The organism is Mycoplana sp. ABR4_002, assembly GCF_056159645.1.
This window is the reverse complement of sequence record NZ_JBSWVO010000003.1, coordinates 166,758-185,779: the sequence shown is the minus strand read 5'-3', so window position 1 is coordinate 185,779 and position 19,022 is coordinate 166,758. Positions and strand designations below refer to the sequence as shown.

Here is a 19,022-nt window from a genome sequence, read left to right as displayed (position 1 = left end):
GCGACTAGTCGGTCATAGGAAGGCAACTAATGATCAGAACAGCCCTCGGAAATACGGGACTCGACACCGCCCCAATCATTCTAGGGGGTAACGTTTTCGGTTGGACTTTAGACGAGAAGGGAAGCTTTGAAGTTCTCGACGCGTTCCTCGATCACGGGTTCAATGCAATTGACACTGCCGACTGTTATTCTGCCTGGGTCGCGGGAAACGTAGGTGGTGAGTCTGAGACCATCATCGGCAACTGGTTGAAAGCCAGACCTGGCGCTCGAGATAAGGTTGCGATCTTTACAAAAGTTGGCTCTGTTGATGGCGGTCCCCACCCGCACGGCCTATCCGAACGCTGGATAATTGGTGCTGTAGAAAAGTCGCTTCGCAGATTGAACGTGGAACAGATCGACATTTATTTTGCCCACTGGCCAGATCCCGCAGGCACATCGTCTCAAGAAACGCTCGGAGCATTTCAAAAGCTAATGAGGGAAGGAAAAATAAAGGCTATCGGTGCTTCCAATATGGATGCGTCACAGCTTGATGATGCTCTCTCCACTGCAGAAAGAGAGAATCTGCCAGGCTATGCCGTGTTGCAACCGGAATACAACCTTTATGATCGCAGTTCTTTCGAAGGAAATCTGCGTGATTTATGCAGCTCGCGGGGCATCGCTGTTGTAACCTATTTCAGTCTTGCATCCGGGTTCCTGTCCGGAAAGTATCGTTCGATCAGAGATTTTTCCAAGTCCACGCGCGGTGGCGGCATGGAGAAGTATCTGAACCCTCGCGGTGAGCGCATATTGAGCGCACTCGACGAAGTGTCTTCGACGCACGGAGCCAAGCCGGCCGAAGTTGCGCTCGCTTGGCTTCTTGCACGGGAGGGCGTAACCGCGCCAATCGCAAGCGCGACATCCATCAACCATGTGGAAAGCTTCGTGCGAGCCGCATCATTGAAACTGTCAGCACAGGAAGTAGCTGCTCTGACGGCGGCAGGTTCTACGCGGATGGAGGCCCACTAACCCCTGCTGACGAATAGCGGATGCAATCTTGCGGAGCCCTAGCCAATCTCGTGAACCCGTTCTCGGAAATCTTTTGTCCGAGCGCCCGGGATGAACCGGTGCGTGGTTGAGGCGGCCATTTGTCATCACCTCTCAACTCAGTATCAAGCGTTCCATCAGCGCTTTCAGGTCCATCGCAACGCTGAAGCTGTTGTCTTGGTGTTGTCTATTGCAGAAAGATTCACAACTCCACCAGCCCTCATAGCCGGTGAACTTTATCGCATCCACCCAGCTCTTTAATTCGAGTACACCTTGACCGGTAGGAACGTCGCGAAGAACGGGCTCGTTCGGCACACCGCCTGTGTATGGAAGAGAGTCGCATAGGTGCACGCCATAGATCCGCTCTTTGTCGATCCGAGCGATGCGCTCCGGCGTGTCCCCTGAGGTATAGGCGTGCCAGAAATCGATGACGATCCGGACATTATCGCGCTTGCACAGGTCGAGGATCCGCAATTGCGCGTCTATGCTGTTAAGCGGCGTCCAGGAGAGAGCTTCGAGATATACGATCAGCCCATGGCTGGCAGCGATGTCAGCGACCGCCTGAAGATTTCCAGCCGTCAACTCGCTCTGCTCGCCCGTCGGCACATCGATGAGGCCGCGATAGAGTTCCGGATAGCGCTGTGCCGCCCCGGGTTCGAAGACCCTAATGTCCAGAGGGCCGGTAATGGCTTCAATGCCCTTCGCGCCCGCCGCGCAGGCAAGTGAACAAAGCGCTTCGGCCTCGAGCAGCATTTGCTTTCGGCCCTCGCCCTGTCGTTCGAGGTCGATCAGGAAGCCGATGCCAGGGAGGGAAAGGCCGGCAAGGCGCTCTTTGAGCTCCTGCTCGCTGAAACCGGCGTCAAGAAAGGCCGCAATCTTTGTGCCGGAGGTCTCCAGCCCATCGAAACCAACACTCTTTGCAATCTCGATGTCGATGGCGAGGCTGTTGGGCTTGGACGCCATTGAATGGAAGATGAGTTGGTTTTGTGCTCTGGTCATGGGTCTGAACCTCGTATGGAATGAGTCACTCGTCGGCGATGGAAACGGTGCGCCTGTTCTGGGCGGCTTGTATAGCCTCCGCGGCTCTGATCGCGATGACATTGTCTTCGCCGAGCGACATCCATGTCGCCGGCTTCTGCCGTAGGACGAGGAAGGCCTCGAGTGTCGTGACGTGCTGGTCGCGGTCGCGCACCGGGATGAGTTCGTTGCGGCCGTTCAGCCTCCGTATTAGCGCGCCCGATCCCTTGCCGCTGAGAGTTCCGTTGGCGACAAGCGTTCCGCGATCACCTGCGAGCATGACCACGCTTTCAAATTCAGCCGTTGTGAAGCTCTCGTAAGACTGGAAGATGGCGCCGCCCGACATCTCCATCACATAGGCCCTCTGGTCAGTGGCGGGAAGCGCCGACACGCTTGCCGGCTCCTGGCCAGTCAGGAAGCGGGCGAGATCGATGCTGTCGATGGAAAGGTCGAAGAGCGCGTCGCCCCGGTCTGAGGGCTCGTCCGGATGCCGGTTGGGAGGAGGCTGGAAGGGGGCGCCGCGGGCGATGAGAAGCGATTGCAGCGTGCCGATCTCACCTTCCTGCGCCAGTCGGCGCATTGTCTGATGGGGTGACAGGGCGCGGAGCGGTTGGTTAAGAGCAAGAACAATGCCCGCCCTCTTGCACGTATCGACGAGATCTGCTGCGGCGCGACTGTTTCCAGCGACCGGCCCATCGCAAAGCACATGTTTGCCTTCGGCCGCAGTGGCCAGGATGTAGTGTTTGCGCCGATTCCTGATGGCGCTGACATAGGCGTAGCCGACACGGGGATCCTTTAGCGTCTTTCGAGCGTCGAGGGATACACCGGGTATCTCCATGTCCAACGAAAAATGCGCGGCGTATTGCCTGTTGCGGCTGACGACCCAGAGGGGCTGATGGCCCATGGCACGGATTGCCGCAACCATATGTTCGGTCGCAATCGTGCCGGTGCCCATGACCGACCATCCAGGCCCTTCTCTCGAATGCACCGTGGATCCTCCTTTTCGTCATCCAGAGATTGACCGTGCACCAAGCCTGCGACAACTTCGCAGACGGTTGAACTCATTAGCGAAATGAAGTATTAATTGCGTCACACTGCTTCAGTTTTAGAGGGCTGGGATTGGTACATCTTGGAAGAGACGTAAACGCCTTGGCTGCGAATCTCCGAACGCTCTGCGAGCAACACGGATCGGTCGCGTCGGTGTGCCGAAAGATCAATGTCAATCGGCAGCAGTTCAACAAATACCTCTCCGGGACCCATGTGCCATCGACTGCAAACCTCCGGATCATTGCAAACTATTTTGGTCTCAGCGTTCCGATGCTTTTCACAGATCCCGACGAGTTTCGTACGCTCGTCGACGGCAATTTCTTCCATGCCATGACGACAGCCCGCCAATTGCCGGAATTCTCTCGCTTCGTTTCGAGCATGATTGTCGAAAATAGCGCAGATCACGACGACATTGTCGGTGTTTACGATCGCTATCAGTTTTCCTCTATCTACAAGGGCTTCGTTCTGCGATCGGCGTTCTGCATCTACCGCAACAAGGAGTTCCTCCAGCACTACTACGTCGAGCGTTTCCCGAGCTTCGACAATCCGAAGAAAACGGAGTACGTCTTCAAGTACTACGGCTTCTGTTTCCCGGTGGCCGATCGCCTCTTCACCGCGGACTTCGAAGGCATCCAATCAAACGAACTGACCTTCGGGGTTTATGCGCAGGTCAAGCGGAACGCCAAGAAGTTCATGTTCGGCATCTCCAGCGGGATTGCCGCAACTGTCTTTCGTCAGCCCTACTCCACGAAGGTGGCGCTGCATTACCGCGGTCCGGGACTCCTGCGTCGCGATCATCTCAAAAACCTCACGGTGCTCGACCGGAATGATCCTGCGATCCCGCGCGAGGCCCTGCAATATCTCGGCGACGGCTCGGACATGATCCAGATGAGCTGAGGTGGCCTCTGCCGCCTCAGGGATGCAGTTCAATGGCCAGCCAGACGCTGTCGGTGTCCGCATAGTAACGGTGCCATGGATAAGTCCATTGGTTCTCGCCAGTCACGCGGCAGAAAGGGTCGTGTGAATAGCCGATCGGCATCACAACATCCTCGTAGATCGTCGCTGGATCGCGCGTCTTGAATTTCTGCATGCGCCCGACGCCATGGATCTGGGTGTGCGTCTCCAGGAACGGGTGCTCATTGTGGATGAAGCAGTCCGTGTCGCCTGGCGACCACCAAAGGTTGAGCTTCAGTTTGAAGACTTGCGGCGCTTCAGTGTGAGCGCGCTCATTCGTAAAGGCGCGCGGGTCCAGCGTCACGGTGCCGATCTCGTCCTGCGCAGAGATATAGAGCGGCGTGTCCCGCGGAAAGCTTCGTATACGATTGCCGAGCCAATCCCAGCCGCGGAACATGCAGCCGCCGAGATTGATCGGGCTAACCACCTTGATAACTGCGGCTCGCTCAGCCGAACGGATGCGCCCGCCCCTCAGCCAGGTGGATTTCCACGCGGGCACGATGGCGGGGTGCTCATCTCCCGTCACCATGGCAACGGGGCTGATATTGATCACGACAGCGTCCTGGACGTCGTAGTCAACTACATTCTCAACCAGTTTTGCGGAAATGAAGTCGTCCGCGAATGCCAAATCTCTGCTTAGGTTATGCACGGCGGCGTTCCTGTTGCCTGAAGATGTTATGAGAAAGCCATAGTGCGTGCTTCGAAAAAAGTGCGCGTCGGAATTAATTTCCTCGCAAAATGACGCTATCTCAGCTTCACTCTGCGAAGGATGGCTGCCGCGCGGCCGAGCCGACTTTCCGCTCAGGATACATGCGGATCGCTGCAAATTGCCTCCAACGACAATGACACGGTGGAGATCGGTAAAAACAGAGACGCAAGATTGCTTTGGTTGTGCGTCAACTCGCGTCAGTGTTTCAATGCCTGCGAACTTGCGAGCGCAGGCCGCTCGCTGAAGAATGACCCATCGCTGGAAGGCGTCCCCTTCCTGCTCGGAAAAAGAGATTTCAGAGGGTCGATCACATGAAACTGACAGGTGGCCAAGTCGTCGCGAAGGCATTGAAGGAATACGGCGTCGAATATGTGGCCGGCGTGCCGGGCCATGGTATCTGGTCGCTATTTGATGCCTTCATGCAGGAAGGGTCGGAAATTCCTTTCATCCAGGTAATGCACGAGCAGAGCGCGGTTCATATGGCGGACGGCTACTATCGCGCCTCCGGCAGGCCGATGGCCTGCTCTACCTCGGTCGGCCCGGGCGCAGCCAACACTATCATCGGCCTCGCCACCGCATATTGCGACTCCACTTCCCTCTTTTACGTCTCTGGATCGCCGCAGACCTACATGCATGGTCATGGAACCATGCAGGAGCTTGAGCGTCAGCAAGACAACGCCTTCCCGCGCGTCACCGAGCAGGTGACAAAGCGCGCGTGGCAGGCCAATTCGGTGCAGGTCCTCCCAAGCATAATGCACCGCGCCTTCAGCGAAATGCTGACCGGCCGTCCGGGTCCGGTTCATGTCGAAGTTCCGATGGACGTCCAGGTTGAGGCGGCGGATGTCACCATCCATCCCCTCGGCAAGCGTTTGCCGGTCGGCGTCGCCTATCCGGATCCGAAGGCCGTAGAGGCCGCGCTGAAGGTTCTTCTTGCCGCCGAACGCCCCGTCATCGTCGCCGGCGGCGGAGCGATCACTGCGAACGCCTCCGCCGAACTGACGCAACTTGCCGAAAAGCTCGGTGCGGCGGTCTCGATCACCTGGAACGGCAAGGGCTCGATTTCGGAGGATCACGCACTGTTCATCGGTGCGGTCGGCCAGACAGGCACGACCTGTGGCAATCAGATCACCGCTTCGGCAGATGTGGTCGTCTCGGTCGGCTGCCGCTTTACCGACTGGTCGGCATCCTCCTACGCCAAGGGCGTATCGTTCTCGATCCCCTCTGCCAAGTTGATCCATATCGACCTCGACCCCCGCGAGATAGGCAAAAACTACGAAACCGAAGTTGGCATCGTCGCCGACGCAAAGGTAACGCTGGAGGCGCTTGTCTCACTTATCTCGGACACGGACTCGCAGAAAATGTTGTCGCGCCGCGAGACATTTCTCGCCGACATACAGAAGGCCAAGGCGGACTGGCGCGCTCAGGTGGGACCGCGTGAAAACAGTCGCGAAACGCCCTTCACTTCGCAGCGTCCGCTGATGGCGCTTCGCAAGGTCCTTGCCCGCAACGGCATCGTCGTGGTCGGCTCTGGCAACACGCAAGGATCGGTCAAGCAGAGTTTCCCCGTTTACGAGCCCCGAACGCACCTCACCTCTGGGTCCTATTCGCCGATGGGGTGGGCGGTGCCGGCGGCGCTCGGCGCCAAGCTTGCCTGTCCGGACCGGCAGGTCGTGGCGATCGTCGGCGACGGCGACTTCATGATGTCTCTTCCGGAAATGGGCACGGCAGTCATGAACGGCATCAACGTCGTGTTCCTGGTGCTGAATAATCAGGGCTACATGTCGATCCGCGGTGGGCAGCGCAAGTTCATGGGCCGCCACATCGCCTCCGAGTTCAACCATCATGCCGGTAACGGCGCGCCCTATTCAGCCGATATCGCTGCTTCTGCGAAGGCTTTCGGCCTGCAGGCGTGGAAAGTTGAAAGCGACGAAGATCTCGAAAGCAGTCTAAAAGCTGCGCTCGAATGCGGCGGCCCGGCGCTCGTCGAGGTCATCGTCTCGCGCGATGCCGCCGGACCCTTCGCGACCGGCTGGTGGGACTTTCCCTCGCCAGCCTACTACGAGAAGGAACAGGTCGCTTACGCGGATATGCGTGCCCGCGAACAGCATCTCTGATTGCATAAGCGGGGGAGGCGGCCGCTTCCCCCATTTCCCTCCCAAGACCATTGATGACGCGGCGCAAACGGCGGCCGTGAACGAAGAGACCTTGTCATGATCCGTCATATCAAAACGGCCACGGCCACCACGGAAGAAAGCGGTACCGACAGCGCGATCACCAAGGCTGTCGAGGCGCTTCTCGCGAAAGTTCGGACCGGCGGAGACAAGGCGGTTCGTGAACTCTCCGTCCAGTTCGACAAGTTCGATCGCGACTCCTACCGCCTTACCAAGCAGGAGATCGATACCTGCATCGACGCGCTGACGGCGCAAGAGCGTGAGGACCTTGATTTTGCGCAGGATCAGATCCGTCGCTTCGCCGAAGCCCAGAAGGCCGCTCTGAAGGATATCGAAGTCGAGACGTTGCCAGGCGTTATCCTTGGACACAAGAATGTGCCGATTCAAAATGTCGGCTGCTACGTTCCCGGCGGAAAATATCCACTGCTCGCCTCTGCTCATATGACGGTCCTAACGGCACGCGTCGCTGGCTGCGAACGCGTCATCACCTGCGCGCCGCCTTTCAAGGGCAAGATTGCCGAAAAAATTGTCGCTGCGCAGGCGCTGGCTGGTGCAGACGAGATATATTGCCTCGGTGGTGTCCAGGCGATCGCCGCCATGGCCTACGGCACGGAGACGATCGATCCTGTCGATATGCTCGCCGGACCCGGCAATGCCTATGTGGCGGAAGCCAAGCGCCTGCTCTTCGGCCGCGTCGGCATCGATCTCTTCGCCGGCCCGACGGAAACGCTGGTCATCGCTGACGACAGCGTCGACGGCGAACTGGTGGCAACAGACCTCCTCGGCCAAGCCGAGCACGGTGTCAATTCGCCAGCGGTGCTCATCACCAACTCTGAAAAATTGGCGCACGACACCCTTGCCGAGATCCAGCGCCTCTTGAAGATCCTGCCGACGGCGGCCGTCGCCGGCAAGGCCTGGAACGATTTCGGCGAGATCATTCTGTGCGACACGATCGAGGAGATGCTGGCCGCGGGCGACTATGTTGCTTCGGAACACGTTCAGGTTATGACCCGTGACCCGGACTATTTCCTCGACAACATGAGGAACTATGGCGCCTTGTTCCTCGGTGCGCGCACCAACGTCGCTTTCGGCGACAAGGTGATCGGCACGAACCACACGCTGCCGACCAACAAGGCGGCCCGCTACACCGGTGGGCTCTGGGTCGGAAAATTCCTGAAGACCTGCACTTACCAGAAGGTTCTGACCAACGAGGCCTCGGCGATGATCGGCGCCTATGGCTCGAGACTTTGCCTGATGGAGGGTTTTTCCGGCCATGCAGAGCAGGCCAACATCCGCGTCCGCCGCTACGGCGGAAGGAACATCGGATATGCCCAACCCGTCGAGCCCAACCAATAGTCCCGCACAAGAGTTCGCCAAGGACCGCGACCAAACCCAACCAGAGAGGATGATACGATGTCCAAATTTATCGCCACAGCGCTTGCGGCGACCATGCTCATGCCCATCGCTGCCAGGGCGGAAGGCCAGATTGAGGTTCTGCACCACTGGGTCTCTCAGAGCGAAGTCGATGCGCTCAACGTCATTCGTAAGAACCTCGAAGCCAAAGGCTTCCAGTGGAAGGATTCTGCGGTTGGCGGCATGAGCGGCGCAAACGCGCAACAAGCGCTTCGCGCTCGTCTGACGGCCGGCGACCCTCCAGGAGCCATGCAGTTCCTCGGCTGGGAAGGTGTGCAGTGGGCCGAACAGGGCGTCGTGCGCGACCTGAATGATCTTGCCGAAGCCGGCGGCTGGCGTGAGGCACTGGCCCCGCAACTCTTGCCCTTCGTGACCTCGGGTGAGGCCTTCATCGCCGCGCCGATCAATATGCACCGCCAGAATTGGGTCTGGGCCAACAAGAAAATCTTTGACGATGCCGGTGTCACCATGCCGAAGAGCTGGGCTGAACTGATTGATGCCGGCAAAAAGTTGAAGGAAAAGGGTGTCGTCGCGGTTGCGATGGGTGACGAGCCCTGGCAGATCGGCATCATCTTCGATGCGCTGCTGTCCGACATCAACGGACCCGACTTCTACCAGAAGGCCGCGGTCGATCTCGATCCGGAAGCGCTCGGCAGCCCCGAGATGGTCAAGGTGTTCGATGCCCTGCGCGAGGTTCGCGGTCTCGTCGATGACAATTTCGTTGGCCGCGACTGGGCGGTTGCCACCGGCATGGTCATCAACGGGGAGGCCGCCATGCAGTTTATGGGCGATTGGGCGAAAGGAGAATTCCTCGCCAAAGGTCTGAAAGCCAACGAGGACTTCTACTGCTTTGCAACGCCTGGCAAGGTGATGTCCTTCCAGTATCTCATCGACAGCTTCGGTATGTTCACCGTGAACGACGAGAGCGTGCAGAAGGCACAGGTCGCTCTTGCTGAGACCATCATGGATCCGAAGGTTCAGAAGGACTTCAATCTCATCAAAGGCTCGATTCCGGCCCGCAATGACGTGCCAGTCGATGATTTCGATGATTGCGCCAAGCTCGGCTTCGAAGAGCGCGCAAATGCAATAGACAATGGCAGCATGCAGGGCGCGATGACGCATGGCTTCGCGGCCAAGCCCGAATTTGCCGCCGTCTTCGGTGACGTCGCCGCCCAGTTCTTCGTCGGCAGCATGAGCTCGGAAGATGCTGTGAAGATGCTGGTCGCTGGCATCGATAACGCCCGGTAATCAACTGCAAAAGGAGGAGCCGCGTTTGCCGGCTCCTCCAGACAACTGCCATCGGAGCTGACTCATGAGCGCCACCATGCGCATGTCCTCGCGACTGGCAAGCTGGCTACCGCGCCTCGTCGTGGCTCCCAGCCTGCTCGTCGTTATCGTCACGGTCTACCTGTTCATTCTCTGGACGGGCGTGATCTCCGTGACTTCGTCGAAATTCGTGCCAACCTATGATTTCGTGGGTCTCGAGCAATATGTACGGCTCTGGGCAACGCCGCGATGGCACACCGCCGTGGCCAATCTCTTTATCTTCTCGGCACTGTTTTTGGCACTCTCCACCGGCCTCGGGCTGCTGATGGCGATCTTCCTTGACCAGAACATCCGCGCCGAGGGCGTGCTCCGCGCGATCTACCTCTACCCCATGGCACTTTCGTTCATCGTGACAGGCACAGCCTGGAAGTGGATCATGAACCCGGGCCTCGGGATCCAGAAGGTTGTCAACGATCTCGGTTGGACGGACTTTCGCTTCGACTGGATCACCGATCCCGACATGGCGATCTACACCGTCGTCGTGGCAGGCGTCTGGCAGTCATCCGGATTCGCAATGGCGATCTTTCTTGCGGGCCTTCGCGGCATTGACAATTCGGTCATCAAAGCCGCGCAGATCGAGGGAGCCTCGCTGCCTTTGATTTACCGTCAGATCATCATTCCGATGCTGCGCCCCGCAATGCTTAGTGTCATTGTTCTCCTGAGCTATATCGCCATCAAGAGCTTTGACCTGGTACTGGCGCTCACAAATGGCGGACCGGGCACTGCGACGGAGTTGCCGTCGACTTTCATGTTCTCCGCCACCTTTCGGCGCAATCAGATGGGCGTTGGCGCCGCAAGCGCGGTGATGATGCTAATGACCGTTGCGGCCATCATCATTCCTTACCTTTATTCCGAACTCCGGGAGAAGAACAATGGCTAACGCTGTGTCCCGATCTGGCAAGGCGTGGCTCGGTTCGTTCGTCGTTTACGGCTGCCTGATCTTTGTGGCGCTTGTCTATCTGATGCCTCTCTGGGTCATGATCACGACATCGCTAAAATCACTTGACGAGATCTATGGCGGCTCCTTCATTGGCATGCCTAAGGCGGTCACGCTGGACGCCTGGCGCTCGGCGTGGTCAGAGGCATGCATCGGCACCGGATGCACCGGCCTCAAGCCCTATTTCGTCAACTCCCTGCTGATGGTGATCCCGGCGGTCGTGCTGTCGACTGGCATCGGCGCGATAAATGGATACATCCTCACCAAATGGAAGTTTCCCGGCGCGAATCTCGCTTTTGGCCTTCTGCTGTTTGGCTGCTTCCTGCCTTACCAGGCGATCCTCATCCCCATGGCCCGCACACTCGGCCTGTTGGGCCTTGCCGGCTCCATTCCCGGCTTGGTCGCTGTGCACGCCTCGTATGGGATATGCTTCACGACGCTGTTCTTCCGAAACTATTTTGTGTCGCTGCCGGATGAACTGACCAAGGCGGCAATGGTTGATGGAGCGGGTTTCTTCCGAATTTTCTGGAGCGTCATCCTGCCGACGTCAATCCCGATCATCGTTGTGTCCTGCATATGGCAGTTCACGCAGATCTGGAACGATTTCCTCTTCGGCGTTTCCTTCACCTCGGGCTCCAGCAGCCCTGTCACGGTCGCGCTCAACAACATCGTCAACGTGACCACCGGTCGCAAGCAGTACAATGTCGACATGGCAGCAGCCATGATCGCCGCCATCCCAACCTTGGTCGTCTACATCGTCGCGGGCCGCTACTTCGTCCGCGGGCTGACGGCCGGCGCCGTGAAAGGCTGAGCCCATGTCCACTCTTGAAATCGATCGCGTCCGGAAGGCCTACGGGAATCTAGAGGTCCTTAAGGAGGTTTCCATCTCCATCGGTACCGGTGACTTTCTTGTGTTGCTCGGCCCTTCTGGCTGCGGAAAGTCAACGTTGCTCAACATGATCGCCGGACTGGAGACAATTACCGGTGGCGAGATCCGAATTGCCGGAAAGACCGTCAACGATCTCTCGCCGAAGAACCGTGACATCGCAATGGTGTTTCAATCCTACGCGCTCTATCCGACGATGACCGTGCGGCAAAACATCGAGTTCGGCATGAAGATCCGCAAGATCGCTCAGGTCGATCGCGACAAGGCGGTAAAAACTGCATCAGATCTTCTTCAGATCACCCACCTTCTCGATCGCAAGCCTTCGCAGCTGTCAGGTGGCCAGCGCCAGCGCGTCGCAATGGGGCGGGCGATCGTGCGGGAGCCGAAACTCTTCCTGTTCGACGAGCCTTTGTCGAACCTAGATGCCAAACTGCGCGTGGACATGCGCACCGAGATCAAGCGCCTGCACGCCCGCCTCGGTACGACGATTGTCTATGTCACGCACGACCAGATCGAGGCGATGACACTTGCCACCCGTGTCGCGGTTATGAAGGACGGTGTGGTGCAGCAACTTGATGAGCCGCAAGCGGTCTACGATCGGCCGGCCAATGTCTATGTCGCACGTTTCGTCGGCTCGCCTGCCATGAACATCGTGCCCGCTGTCCTCGAAGTCGCTGGCGCGACGGCAACGGTTGTGGTTGATCTCGCGGGGCGGCAACCGGCGCGCATCTCGGGTGTGCCTCTCTCAGCTGAAGCGTTGCGCCGCTACGCCGACAGGAAGGTACTGGTCGGCATCCGCCCGGAGAATTTTTCAATCGCCACAGGAGGTGTTGCGCCTTCGCTTAAGGTCGATTTTGACGTGGTCGAGCCGACAGGACCGGACACGCTCGCCGTCTTCCAGCTCGGTGGCGTTGAGGTGACCGCGCGCCTTCCGCCTCGGCAGGCCCATGCGGGCCGGGAGGCACCACTGGCGGTCGACACATCCAAGATTGTGCTTTTCGACAGTGAAACCGAGACGCGCATCGACTGAAAGAATTTTCATGACCGAGACCGCAGACATTGTCATCATCGGCTCCGGCATCGGGGGAGCCTCCCTGGCGCACAGTCTTGCGCCTTCGGGTCTCAGGGTTGTTATTCTGGAACGAGGAGTGCATCTGAAAGACAGCCCAGAGGCTCGCGACGACATCGCGATCTTCCAGAAGGGTTTCTATCGCTCTTCCGAGAAATGGCTAGGCACGGACGGAGAGAGCTTCCTGCCCGGCAACTACTACTATGTCGGTGGTAATTCGAAGCTCTTCGGTGGGGTCATGTATCGTTACCGCAGTGAGGATTTCGCCCCTCGCCGTCATATGGATGGCGTATCGCCCGGATGGCCACTGTCCTATGAAGAACTCTCGCCCTGGTATGATGCCGCCGAGCAGATTTATTGCGTGCGGGGGGAGACGGGTTGCGACCCGACCGAGCCACCACACGACAAACCCTATGACTACCCGCCGGTTCCCGACGAGCCGTCGATTGCTGCCGTCCGCCGTCGGCTTCAAAAGGCGGGCGTCCATCCGTCGTCCCTGCCACTGTCGATTGATATAGACGCCTGGCTGAAGGGAGCGAAAACCGGCTGGGATGGCTTTCCTAATACGGGCATGGGGAAAGTCGACGCGGAGGTGGGGCCGCTCACCAGCGCGCTTTCCCATCCCAATGTCAGCCTTATCACTGGTGCCAGCGTCATACGCCTTGAAACAGACGAGACGGGTCATCGCGTGCGCGCCGCCGCCTATGTCAAGGAAGGCGTCGAACACCGGATTTTGGCGGATCGCTTCGCCGTGGCGGCCGGAGCGGTTCAGTCTGCGGCGCTGCTTCTGCGATCGGCCAGCAAGGTCCATCCGACCGGCCTTGGAAATAGCTCCGACCAGGTCGGGCGCAACTTCATGAACCACAACACGACAGCGATGCTGACGATCGATCCTTTTGCCGCGAACAGTTGCGTCTACCAGAAGACAATGGCCTTCAACGATTTCTACAATGCAGAGAACGACTATGGTTTTCCGCTCGGCAACGTGCAGCTTCTCGGCCACATCACCGGCAATATCCTCAAGGCCAATTTACCGTTCCCCGCTCCCGCCTGGTTCGCCAAGCTCATGGCGCGCTACGCTTACGGCTGGTTCCTTACAAGCGAGGACCTTCCCAACCCGGAAAGCCGGGTGATGGTGCGTGACAACCGCATCGTCATGCATTGGGTACGGTCGAACATGGGGGCGCATGAAGCACTGATCAAAAAAACCCGCGCCGTCATGCGAAGCGCGGGGTTCCCGATCGTATTGACGCACACCTTTGGTCGAAAGACGACATCGCATCAATGTGGCACCGCCCGTCTCGGCAACGATCCGAAAGCCTCAGTGGTCGATTTGAACTGCCGCAGCCACGATGTAGAAAATCTCTACATTACGGACGCCTCCGTGCTGCCGACATCGGCCGCCGTCAATCCGGCGCTGACAATAGCCGCCCTCGCCATCAAGGCCGGGGCCGCAATTTCAAGGGGGCACTAATGGAGCTTCGCAACATGGGATCGGCGCGTTACGGCATTTCTACGCAAGCCCCGGCCGAGGTCAATATCTTTGACTATATCGTCGTCGGTGGCGGATCGACCGGGTGCGTCGTCGCCTCGCGACTGTCGGAGGACCCAAGCGTACGAGTTCTCCTGATAGAAGAGGGCCCCCGAGATCTCAATCCTTACATCCACATTCCGGGCGCCTACTACAAGACCGCACAGGGGGATCTCCTTAAACGCATTCCATGGGAACCGATGCCCGAGCAAGGGCGGACGGAAACACCGACCATGGTGCAGGCCCGTGTGCTTGGTGGCGGCAGCTCGGTCAATGCGATGATCTACATCCGTGGTGTGCCCGCTGACTATGAGCAATGGGTCAGTCTCGGCGCGGAAGGTTGGGGTTACGCGGACGTGCTGCCGTTCTTCAAGCGTGCGGAAAACAACAATCGCTTCTGCAATGACGCTCATGCCATTGGCGGACCGCTTGGCGTTTCCGACATCGACTACATTCATCCCCTGACCCGCGCCTGGCTGCAGGCCTGCCAGCAGGCAGGGTTGCCTTACAATCCCGACTTCAATTCAGGCGATCCAGCGGGATGCGGCCTGTATCAGATCACGGCGCGGAATGGCCGCCGTAGCTCCTCCTCCGTCGCCTATCTGAAGCCTGCCCGAAAGCGTGGCAACCTGCGCATCGAGACGGGTACCGCGGTAACCCGCGTTCTGATCGAGAAGGGACGGGCGGTCGGCGTCGAATGCGCCAAGGGCAAGCGCAAGGTCGTCTATCGCGCCGATCAGGAGGTTGTCGTCTCCACGGGCGCAATCGCGACACCAAAGCTCCTCATGCTCTCCGGAATCGGCCCGGCAGACCAGATCCGACGGTATGGCATTGAGGCCCATGCCGACCTGCCAGGTGTTGGCCAAAATCTGCAGGACCATATCGAAATTTCGCTGGTCTACCAGCTCAACGGACCGCACAGCTACGATAAGTACAAGAAATTGCACTGGAAGGCGGCAGCCGGCCTCAATTACGCGCTCTTCCGCAATGGACCCGCCTCGTCCAACCTAATCGAGGGTGGGGCTTTTTGGTGGGGGGACAAGAGCCAGCTGACGCCAGACATCCAGTATTTCATGGTCGTTGGCGCTGGCATCGAGGAAGGCGTGGACGCAGTTCCCGGTGGCAACGGTTGCACCGTCAATCTCGGGCAGATCCGGCCGCGGTCGCGAGGGGAGGTCACGCTTCTCAGCGCCGATCCGACCGCGAACCCGCGCGTTGCGCCCCGATACTTCTCCGACACCTACGATCTCGACGCCATCACCGACGGAACCATGGCGGCGTTAGACATCATGGCGCAGCCGGCGATTACGAAATTTGTGGCGGCGCGCCACACACCGGCGCCCTCGCTCAGGACACGTGGTGAAATTCGCGCATTCTGCGTCAAGGAGGCCCATGCAGCCCTCCATCCCGCCGGAACATGTCGGATGGGCCGGGATGATATGGCCGTGGTTGATCCTAAGTTGCGTGTTCATGGCGTCGAACGCCTGCGGGTCGCCGACGCCTCGGTCATGCCTACGTTGATTTCAGGTAATCCTAACGCCGTCTGTATCATGATCGGTGAGCGCGCGGCTGACTTCCTGAGTGCCTGAGATCATCAAACATTGCTGCGGTATATTGCCTATATTCGCCTGATAGTGCATATATTGCGGAAATTCATGCATTAAGAGGCATCCATATGGACCCGAGTATCGTAGTCTTCGACATCGGCGGCGTGCTGATAGACTGGAATCCGGCCTATCTCTATCGCAAGCTGTTACCGGATGAGGCCGCAGTTTCGGCCTTCCTGTCTGATGTCTGCACCTCAGCCTGGAACGAGCAGTTCGACGCGGGACGTCCATTCTCAGACGGCATCGCGGAGCTTGTGTCACGCAATCCTGACCAGTCCGACCTTATCGAGGCCTATTGGTTGCGGTGGCACGAGATGCTGGGGGGCAAGATAGAGGGAACGGTAAAGCTGCTTGATCGATTGAAGGCCGCCGGCATTCCCGTACATGCGATCTCGAACTGGTCCGCGGAGACTTTTCCAAGAGCTCAGGAAATCTATCCCTTTCTCGGCTCGTTTGACGTCCTCGTCGTTTCCGGGCGCGAAAAGCTTGTCAAACCGCATGCGCCGATCTTCGAGCGCTTTCTTGACCGCGCGGGCGTCCGTGCGGCCGAGTGTCTCTTTATCGATGACAATGCTGCCAACATAGCCGCTGCCGAGGCGCTCGGGTTCCATACCGAGCACTTCACAGGCTCCGAGGCGCTGGAATCCCGCTTGATCAATTTGGGTCTGTTGACGGGAGAAGCCGAGGACGAGAAATGAGCGGGGGCAGGAAACAGCTTTCCTCACTCTCACCGGAAGAACGCCAGGTCGTCATCCTCGAAAAGGTCAACGCCTCGGGACGTGTACTCGCCACCGTGATGGCACAGGAGTTCGGCGTTTCGGAAGATTCGATTCGCCGCGACCTGCGCGATCTTTCAGACGCGGGGCTCGTACAGCGGTTTCATGGGGGTGCGGCGCGGCTCGTGAAGCCTTCGCTCGATTTCCAGCGGCGCGAGGCACTATATGCGGAAGATAAAGAGCTGATCGGCCGGGTTGCGGCTGCTTCGATAATTGACGGAGCGACGCTGCTGGTGGACTCAAGCACGACTGTCGTCCGCTTCCTGCGCGCGCTCTCGCCAGAACGTTCACTGCGAATTATCACAACGGCCGTGGACGCCGCCGCCGCCGCTCTCGACCATCCGCTCGCCGAGGTGATCATGCTTGGAGGCCGTCTCGGGCGGATGACGCGTAGCGCCACAGGTGTTGCGGCGACCGACGCAATCCGCGGGCTGCGTGCCGATTACTGCGTAATCGGTACATGCGGCATCGCTGACGACTTGACGCTCCGTGCGGACGACTTTGAGGATGCGTACCTGAAGTCAGCGATGATCCACGCGGCCAACAAGACCCTGCTTCTGGCCACTGCCGACAAGCTCGGCCAGGCCGCGACCTACGAAGTGGCGCCGATCTCCGCAGTCTCAACGCTTTTCACCAATAGCAAGGACGCCGAGATCCTCAAGAAAATCCGCGAGGCCGGTGTCGATGTCGAGACAGTCTGACAAAGGGCGTACATGATGATGACCTCTTCAATTGATCGGGACGCAAGAGCCGTTGTTCTGCCGGCCTTCGATACGCTGGACGTCATGGACGTCATGGTTCCATTTCTGGAAAAGGGCGGTTGTTCCATCCTCATCGGCGAGAATCGGTCGGAATATGTCGCGCGCGCCATGTCTGCAGAACGGCTGGCCAGCGAGACGCCCGAAAAATTTCGAGCCTGCCTGCGTCGGCTGGAAGGGGTAAGGCGAGGGTTGATCGTCGCCGTTGATCAGGAGCTTGGTGGCATCCAGCGGCTCCAGGGGCTGGTGCCTTCGCTTCCCTCGCTCGAAGAAGCCCAGGCCCTTGGCGATGATGCGCTTGCTGAACGTTGCCGGATGACCGCCTCCGCCGCTCGCGATCTCGGTGTATCGATGTTTCTCGGGCCCATCGCCGATGTTGTCGATGGCGAAAACATCTGGTTGCGAGGGCGCACGATGGGGTCTTGCCCGCATGCGGTTGCGAGGCTGGTTTCGGCCTTCGTGAAGGGTGTCCAGGCCGCCGGAATCACCGCCGTCACCAAACATTTCCCTGGCTTCAACGACCTTGCCGAGGATCCCGCGCTTGTCGATGTCTCGTTGTCGACGCCGAGCGACCGTATTGTGCAAAATGCGCTGGCCTTCACAGCCGCAATCAGGGCCGGAACGAGGGCGATCATGACGGGCCCCGCCCCGGTTTCAGCCATTGATGAGGAAAATGCCGCCAGCACCTCACCTGCGGTTATGGCAATGTTGCGGAACGATTTTGGCTTCAAGGGCCTGATCGTCAGCGACGATCTTGATGCGCCGGCCACCTTGCGCGGACGATCCCTCCTCGAATCGGCTATCACCGCACTGACTGCGGGTGCGAACCTGCTGCTCGTCAGTGGTGGGCCGCACCTTGATGCGCTATGCGAGGGCATTGCGATTTCCGCGCGGAATGGGCGGATTGCTCCGGAGCGTCTGGCCGAAGCTGCAACCCGCGTTCGACTCTGTGCAGCTGGGAACGGAGCCTGACGCCAACACTTTTCAATGGTGTCCACCAACCGGCAGCCTGCGTCATTGGAGCCGTCTATCAGTACCCTTGCCGCTTCACTTGCTCGAGCAATGCTGACGCGTTCTACGGTGCTGTGCACCAGTAGGTGGTCATTTTCGGTGCTGAACGGGGATAGTGATCAAGTCGAGCCCGCATTTGCGTGCGATTTGATAGACCTGCTGCACCGAAGTCAGCCGTCTCGCCAACGAAACCTTGCTCGATGTTGCACGGAGTAAACTACCATCCGGTTGTTCAATCAGCATGACCCAAACAGCTGCATGAATGACGGTTGGGGTGCGGGAAGAAAGACTGGCATGCCACGCCTTGCCACAACCGTGCGGTTGGCAGCTGCAGAACGGGCGCATTCGCCGACCTTCTCGAGAAGGCTCTCGCGCGGGGCTGAATTCGTCCTGTGCCGTGGATTGAACAGGCAGTGGCCGGTGCGCGTGGTCTACTCCAACCGAGAATCATGTTCCCTCGCGCTGGCGGGCGGCGGCGCGGCGCGCCTCGGCCGTGAAATGGACAGGATAGCGCTCCCGGCAAACGGGCACGTGCTCGTCGGGCGTTCCCAGCACAGTGAACGCGTCGGAGGGCATTAGCCCAAAATGCCTGCCGGCCACTCATGATCATCATCGGAGGGTGTGCCTGACGATCGGTTCGGATCGCTTAGGCGTTGTGGCATTTCTGCCTCGCCGCCCTGGCCGCATCCTTGCCGACCTGACCCTCGCCAGCAATCTGCCCGCCTTGGCTGCAGTTCTCGCACTGCTGACGGTGGCCTCGCCTTAGGCCGGTGGGGGTTGTCGAAAAG

The 19,022-nt window shown here is 59.0% G+C and carries 16 protein-coding genes; 13 read left to right on the top strand and 3 right to left on the bottom strand.

Annotated features, from left to right (window positions below):
* Positions 1 to 29 precede the first annotated feature (29 nt).
* Positions 30 to 1,004 carry an aldo/keto reductase gene (locus tag ACXAGF_RS23220; protein WP_475019914.1) on the top strand — a complete coding sequence of 325 codons (975 nt, stop codon included), beginning with the start codon at positions 30 to 32 and terminating at the stop codon, positions 1,002 to 1,004.
* Between the two features lie 132 nt (positions 1,005 to 1,136).
* Here the strand turns inward: ACXAGF_RS23220 and ACXAGF_RS23215 are convergent, their stop codons facing one another.
* Both ACXAGF_RS23215 and ACXAGF_RS23210 read right to left on the bottom strand, forming a co-directional pair.
* The gene (locus ACXAGF_RS23215; protein ID WP_475019913.1) at positions 1,137 to 2,021 is read right to left on the bottom strand and encodes a sugar phosphate isomerase/epimerase family protein; all 885 of its coding nucleotides are present in this window, start codon (positions 2,019 to 2,021) and stop codon (positions 1,137 to 1,139) included.
* A gap of 25 nt (positions 2,022 to 2,046) precedes the next feature.
* Positions 2,047 to 2,994 carry a Gfo/Idh/MocA family protein gene (locus ACXAGF_RS23210; protein WP_475019912.1) on the bottom strand — a complete coding sequence of 316 codons (948 nt, stop codon included), beginning with the start codon at positions 2,992 to 2,994 and terminating at the stop codon, positions 2,047 to 2,049.
* A 194-nt stretch (positions 2,995 to 3,188) separates the two neighbouring features.
* Between ACXAGF_RS23210 and ACXAGF_RS23205 the strand changes: the two genes are divergently transcribed.
* Positions 3,189 to 3,983: a helix-turn-helix transcriptional regulator gene (locus ACXAGF_RS23205; protein ID WP_475019911.1), complete on the top strand. Its 795-nt coding sequence runs from the start codon at positions 3,189 to 3,191 to the stop codon at positions 3,981 to 3,983.
* Positions 3,984 to 3,999: 16 nt separating this feature from the next.
* On the opposite strand, the gene ACXAGF_RS23200 is transcribed toward ACXAGF_RS23205, so the two are convergent.
* Positions 4,000 to 4,593: a hypothetical protein gene (locus tag ACXAGF_RS23200; protein ID WP_475019910.1), complete on the bottom strand. Its 594-nt coding sequence runs from the start codon at positions 4,591 to 4,593 to the stop codon at positions 4,000 to 4,002.
* Positions 4,594 to 5,060: 467 nt separating this feature from the next.
* On the opposite strand from ACXAGF_RS23200, the gene ACXAGF_RS23195 reads away from it, so the two are divergent.
* From ACXAGF_RS23195 to ACXAGF_RS23145, 11 genes are all read left to right on the top strand, one after another.
* On the top strand, positions 5,061 to 6,863 hold the full coding sequence (locus ACXAGF_RS23195) for a thiamine pyrophosphate-binding protein (protein WP_475019909.1): 1,803 nt from the start codon (positions 5,061 to 5,063) through the stop codon (positions 6,861 to 6,863).
* Positions 6,864 to 6,959: 96 nt separating this feature from the next.
* Positions 6,960 to 8,276: a histidinol dehydrogenase gene (gene hisD / locus ACXAGF_RS23190; RefSeq protein ID WP_475019908.1), complete on the top strand. Its 1,317-nt coding sequence runs from the start codon at positions 6,960 to 6,962 to the stop codon at positions 8,274 to 8,276.
* Positions 8,277 to 8,333: 57 nt separating this feature from the next.
* A complete protein-coding gene (locus ACXAGF_RS23185) occupies positions 8,334 to 9,581 on the top strand; it encodes an ABC transporter substrate-binding protein (protein WP_475019907.1) in 1,248 nt (415 codons plus the stop codon).
* Between the two features lie 64 nt (positions 9,582 to 9,645).
* Positions 9,646 to 10,539, top strand: coding sequence for a carbohydrate ABC transporter permease (locus ACXAGF_RS23180; protein WP_475019906.1), 894 nt, complete (start codon positions 9,646 to 9,648; stop codon positions 10,537 to 10,539).
* On the top strand, positions 10,532 to 11,407 hold the full coding sequence (locus tag ACXAGF_RS23175; protein WP_475019905.1) for a carbohydrate ABC transporter permease: 876 nt from the start codon (positions 10,532 to 10,534) through the stop codon (positions 11,405 to 11,407). Before ACXAGF_RS23180 ends, ACXAGF_RS23175 begins: the two co-directional genes overlap by 8 nt.
* Before the next feature lie 4 nt (positions 11,408 to 11,411).
* A complete protein-coding gene (locus ACXAGF_RS23170) occupies positions 11,412 to 12,512 on the top strand; it encodes an ABC transporter ATP-binding protein (RefSeq protein WP_475019904.1) in 1,101 nt (366 codons plus the stop codon).
* 10 nt (positions 12,513 to 12,522) lie between these two features.
* Positions 12,523 to 14,025, top strand: coding sequence for a GMC oxidoreductase (locus ACXAGF_RS23165; RefSeq protein WP_475019903.1), 1,503 nt, complete (start codon positions 12,523 to 12,525; stop codon positions 14,023 to 14,025).
* Between the two features lie 14 nt (positions 14,026 to 14,039).
* Positions 14,040 to 15,671 carry a GMC family oxidoreductase gene (locus ACXAGF_RS23160; RefSeq protein ID WP_475019999.1) on the top strand — a complete coding sequence of 544 codons (1,632 nt, stop codon included), beginning with the start codon at positions 14,040 to 14,042 and terminating at the stop codon, positions 15,669 to 15,671.
* Between the two features lie 86 nt (positions 15,672 to 15,757).
* Positions 15,758 to 16,387 (top strand): HAD family hydrolase, encoded by a 630-nt coding sequence (locus tag ACXAGF_RS23155; RefSeq protein ID WP_475019902.1) that lies wholly within the window; start codon positions 15,758 to 15,760, stop codon positions 16,385 to 16,387.
* Positions 16,384 to 17,166: a DeoR/GlpR family DNA-binding transcription regulator gene (locus tag ACXAGF_RS23150; protein ID WP_475019901.1), complete on the top strand. Its 783-nt coding sequence runs from the start codon at positions 16,384 to 16,386 to the stop codon at positions 17,164 to 17,166. Before ACXAGF_RS23155 ends, ACXAGF_RS23150 begins: the two co-directional genes overlap by 4 nt.
* 12 nt (positions 17,167 to 17,178) lie before the next feature.
* Positions 17,179 to 18,195, top strand: a complete 1,017-nt coding sequence (locus ACXAGF_RS23145) for a glycoside hydrolase family 3 N-terminal domain-containing protein (protein ID WP_475019900.1) — start codon at positions 17,179 to 17,181, stop codon at positions 18,193 to 18,195.
* Positions 18,196 to 19,022: the final 827 nt, after the last annotated feature.

Bases quoted from the DNA above. Each gene is read 5' to 3' on its own strand.
- ACXAGF_RS23220 (WP_475019914.1), top strand. From the start codon at position 30: ATGATCAGAACAGCCCTCGGAAATACGGGACTCGACACCGCCCCAATC.
- ACXAGF_RS23215 (WP_475019913.1), bottom strand. From the start codon at position 2,021: ATGACCAGAGCACAAAACCAACTCATCTTCCATTCAATGGCGTCCAAG.
- ACXAGF_RS23210 (WP_475019912.1), bottom strand. From the start codon at position 2,994: ATGGGCACCGGCACGATTGCGACCGAACATATGGTTGCGGCAATCCGT.
- ACXAGF_RS23195 (WP_475019909.1), top strand. From the start codon at position 5,061: ATGAAACTGACAGGTGGCCAAGTCGTCGCGAAGGCATTGAAGGAATAC.
- hisD (WP_475019908.1), top strand. From the start codon at position 6,960: ATGATCCGTCATATCAAAACGGCCACGGCCACCACGGAAGAAAGCGGT.
- ACXAGF_RS23185 (WP_475019907.1), top strand. From the start codon at position 8,334: ATGTCCAAATTTATCGCCACAGCGCTTGCGGCGACCATGCTCATGCCC.
- ACXAGF_RS23180 (WP_475019906.1), top strand. From the start codon at position 9,646: ATGAGCGCCACCATGCGCATGTCCTCGCGACTGGCAAGCTGGCTACCG.
- ACXAGF_RS23175 (WP_475019905.1), top strand. From the start codon at position 10,532: ATGGCTAACGCTGTGTCCCGATCTGGCAAGGCGTGGCTCGGTTCGTTC.
- ACXAGF_RS23170 (WP_475019904.1), top strand. From the start codon at position 11,412: ATGTCCACTCTTGAAATCGATCGCGTCCGGAAGGCCTACGGGAATCTA.
- ACXAGF_RS23165 (WP_475019903.1), top strand. From the start codon at position 12,523: ATGACCGAGACCGCAGACATTGTCATCATCGGCTCCGGCATCGGGGGA.
- ACXAGF_RS23160 (WP_475019999.1), top strand. From the start codon at position 14,040: ATGGGATCGGCGCGTTACGGCATTTCTACGCAAGCCCCGGCCGAGGTC.
- ACXAGF_RS23155 (WP_475019902.1), top strand. From the start codon at position 15,758: ATGGACCCGAGTATCGTAGTCTTCGACATCGGCGGCGTGCTGATAGAC.
- ACXAGF_RS23150 (WP_475019901.1), top strand. From the start codon at position 16,384: ATGAGCGGGGGCAGGAAACAGCTTTCCTCACTCTCACCGGAAGAACGC.
- ACXAGF_RS23145 (WP_475019900.1), top strand. From the start codon at position 17,179: ATGATGATGACCTCTTCAATTGATCGGGACGCAAGAGCCGTTGTTCTG.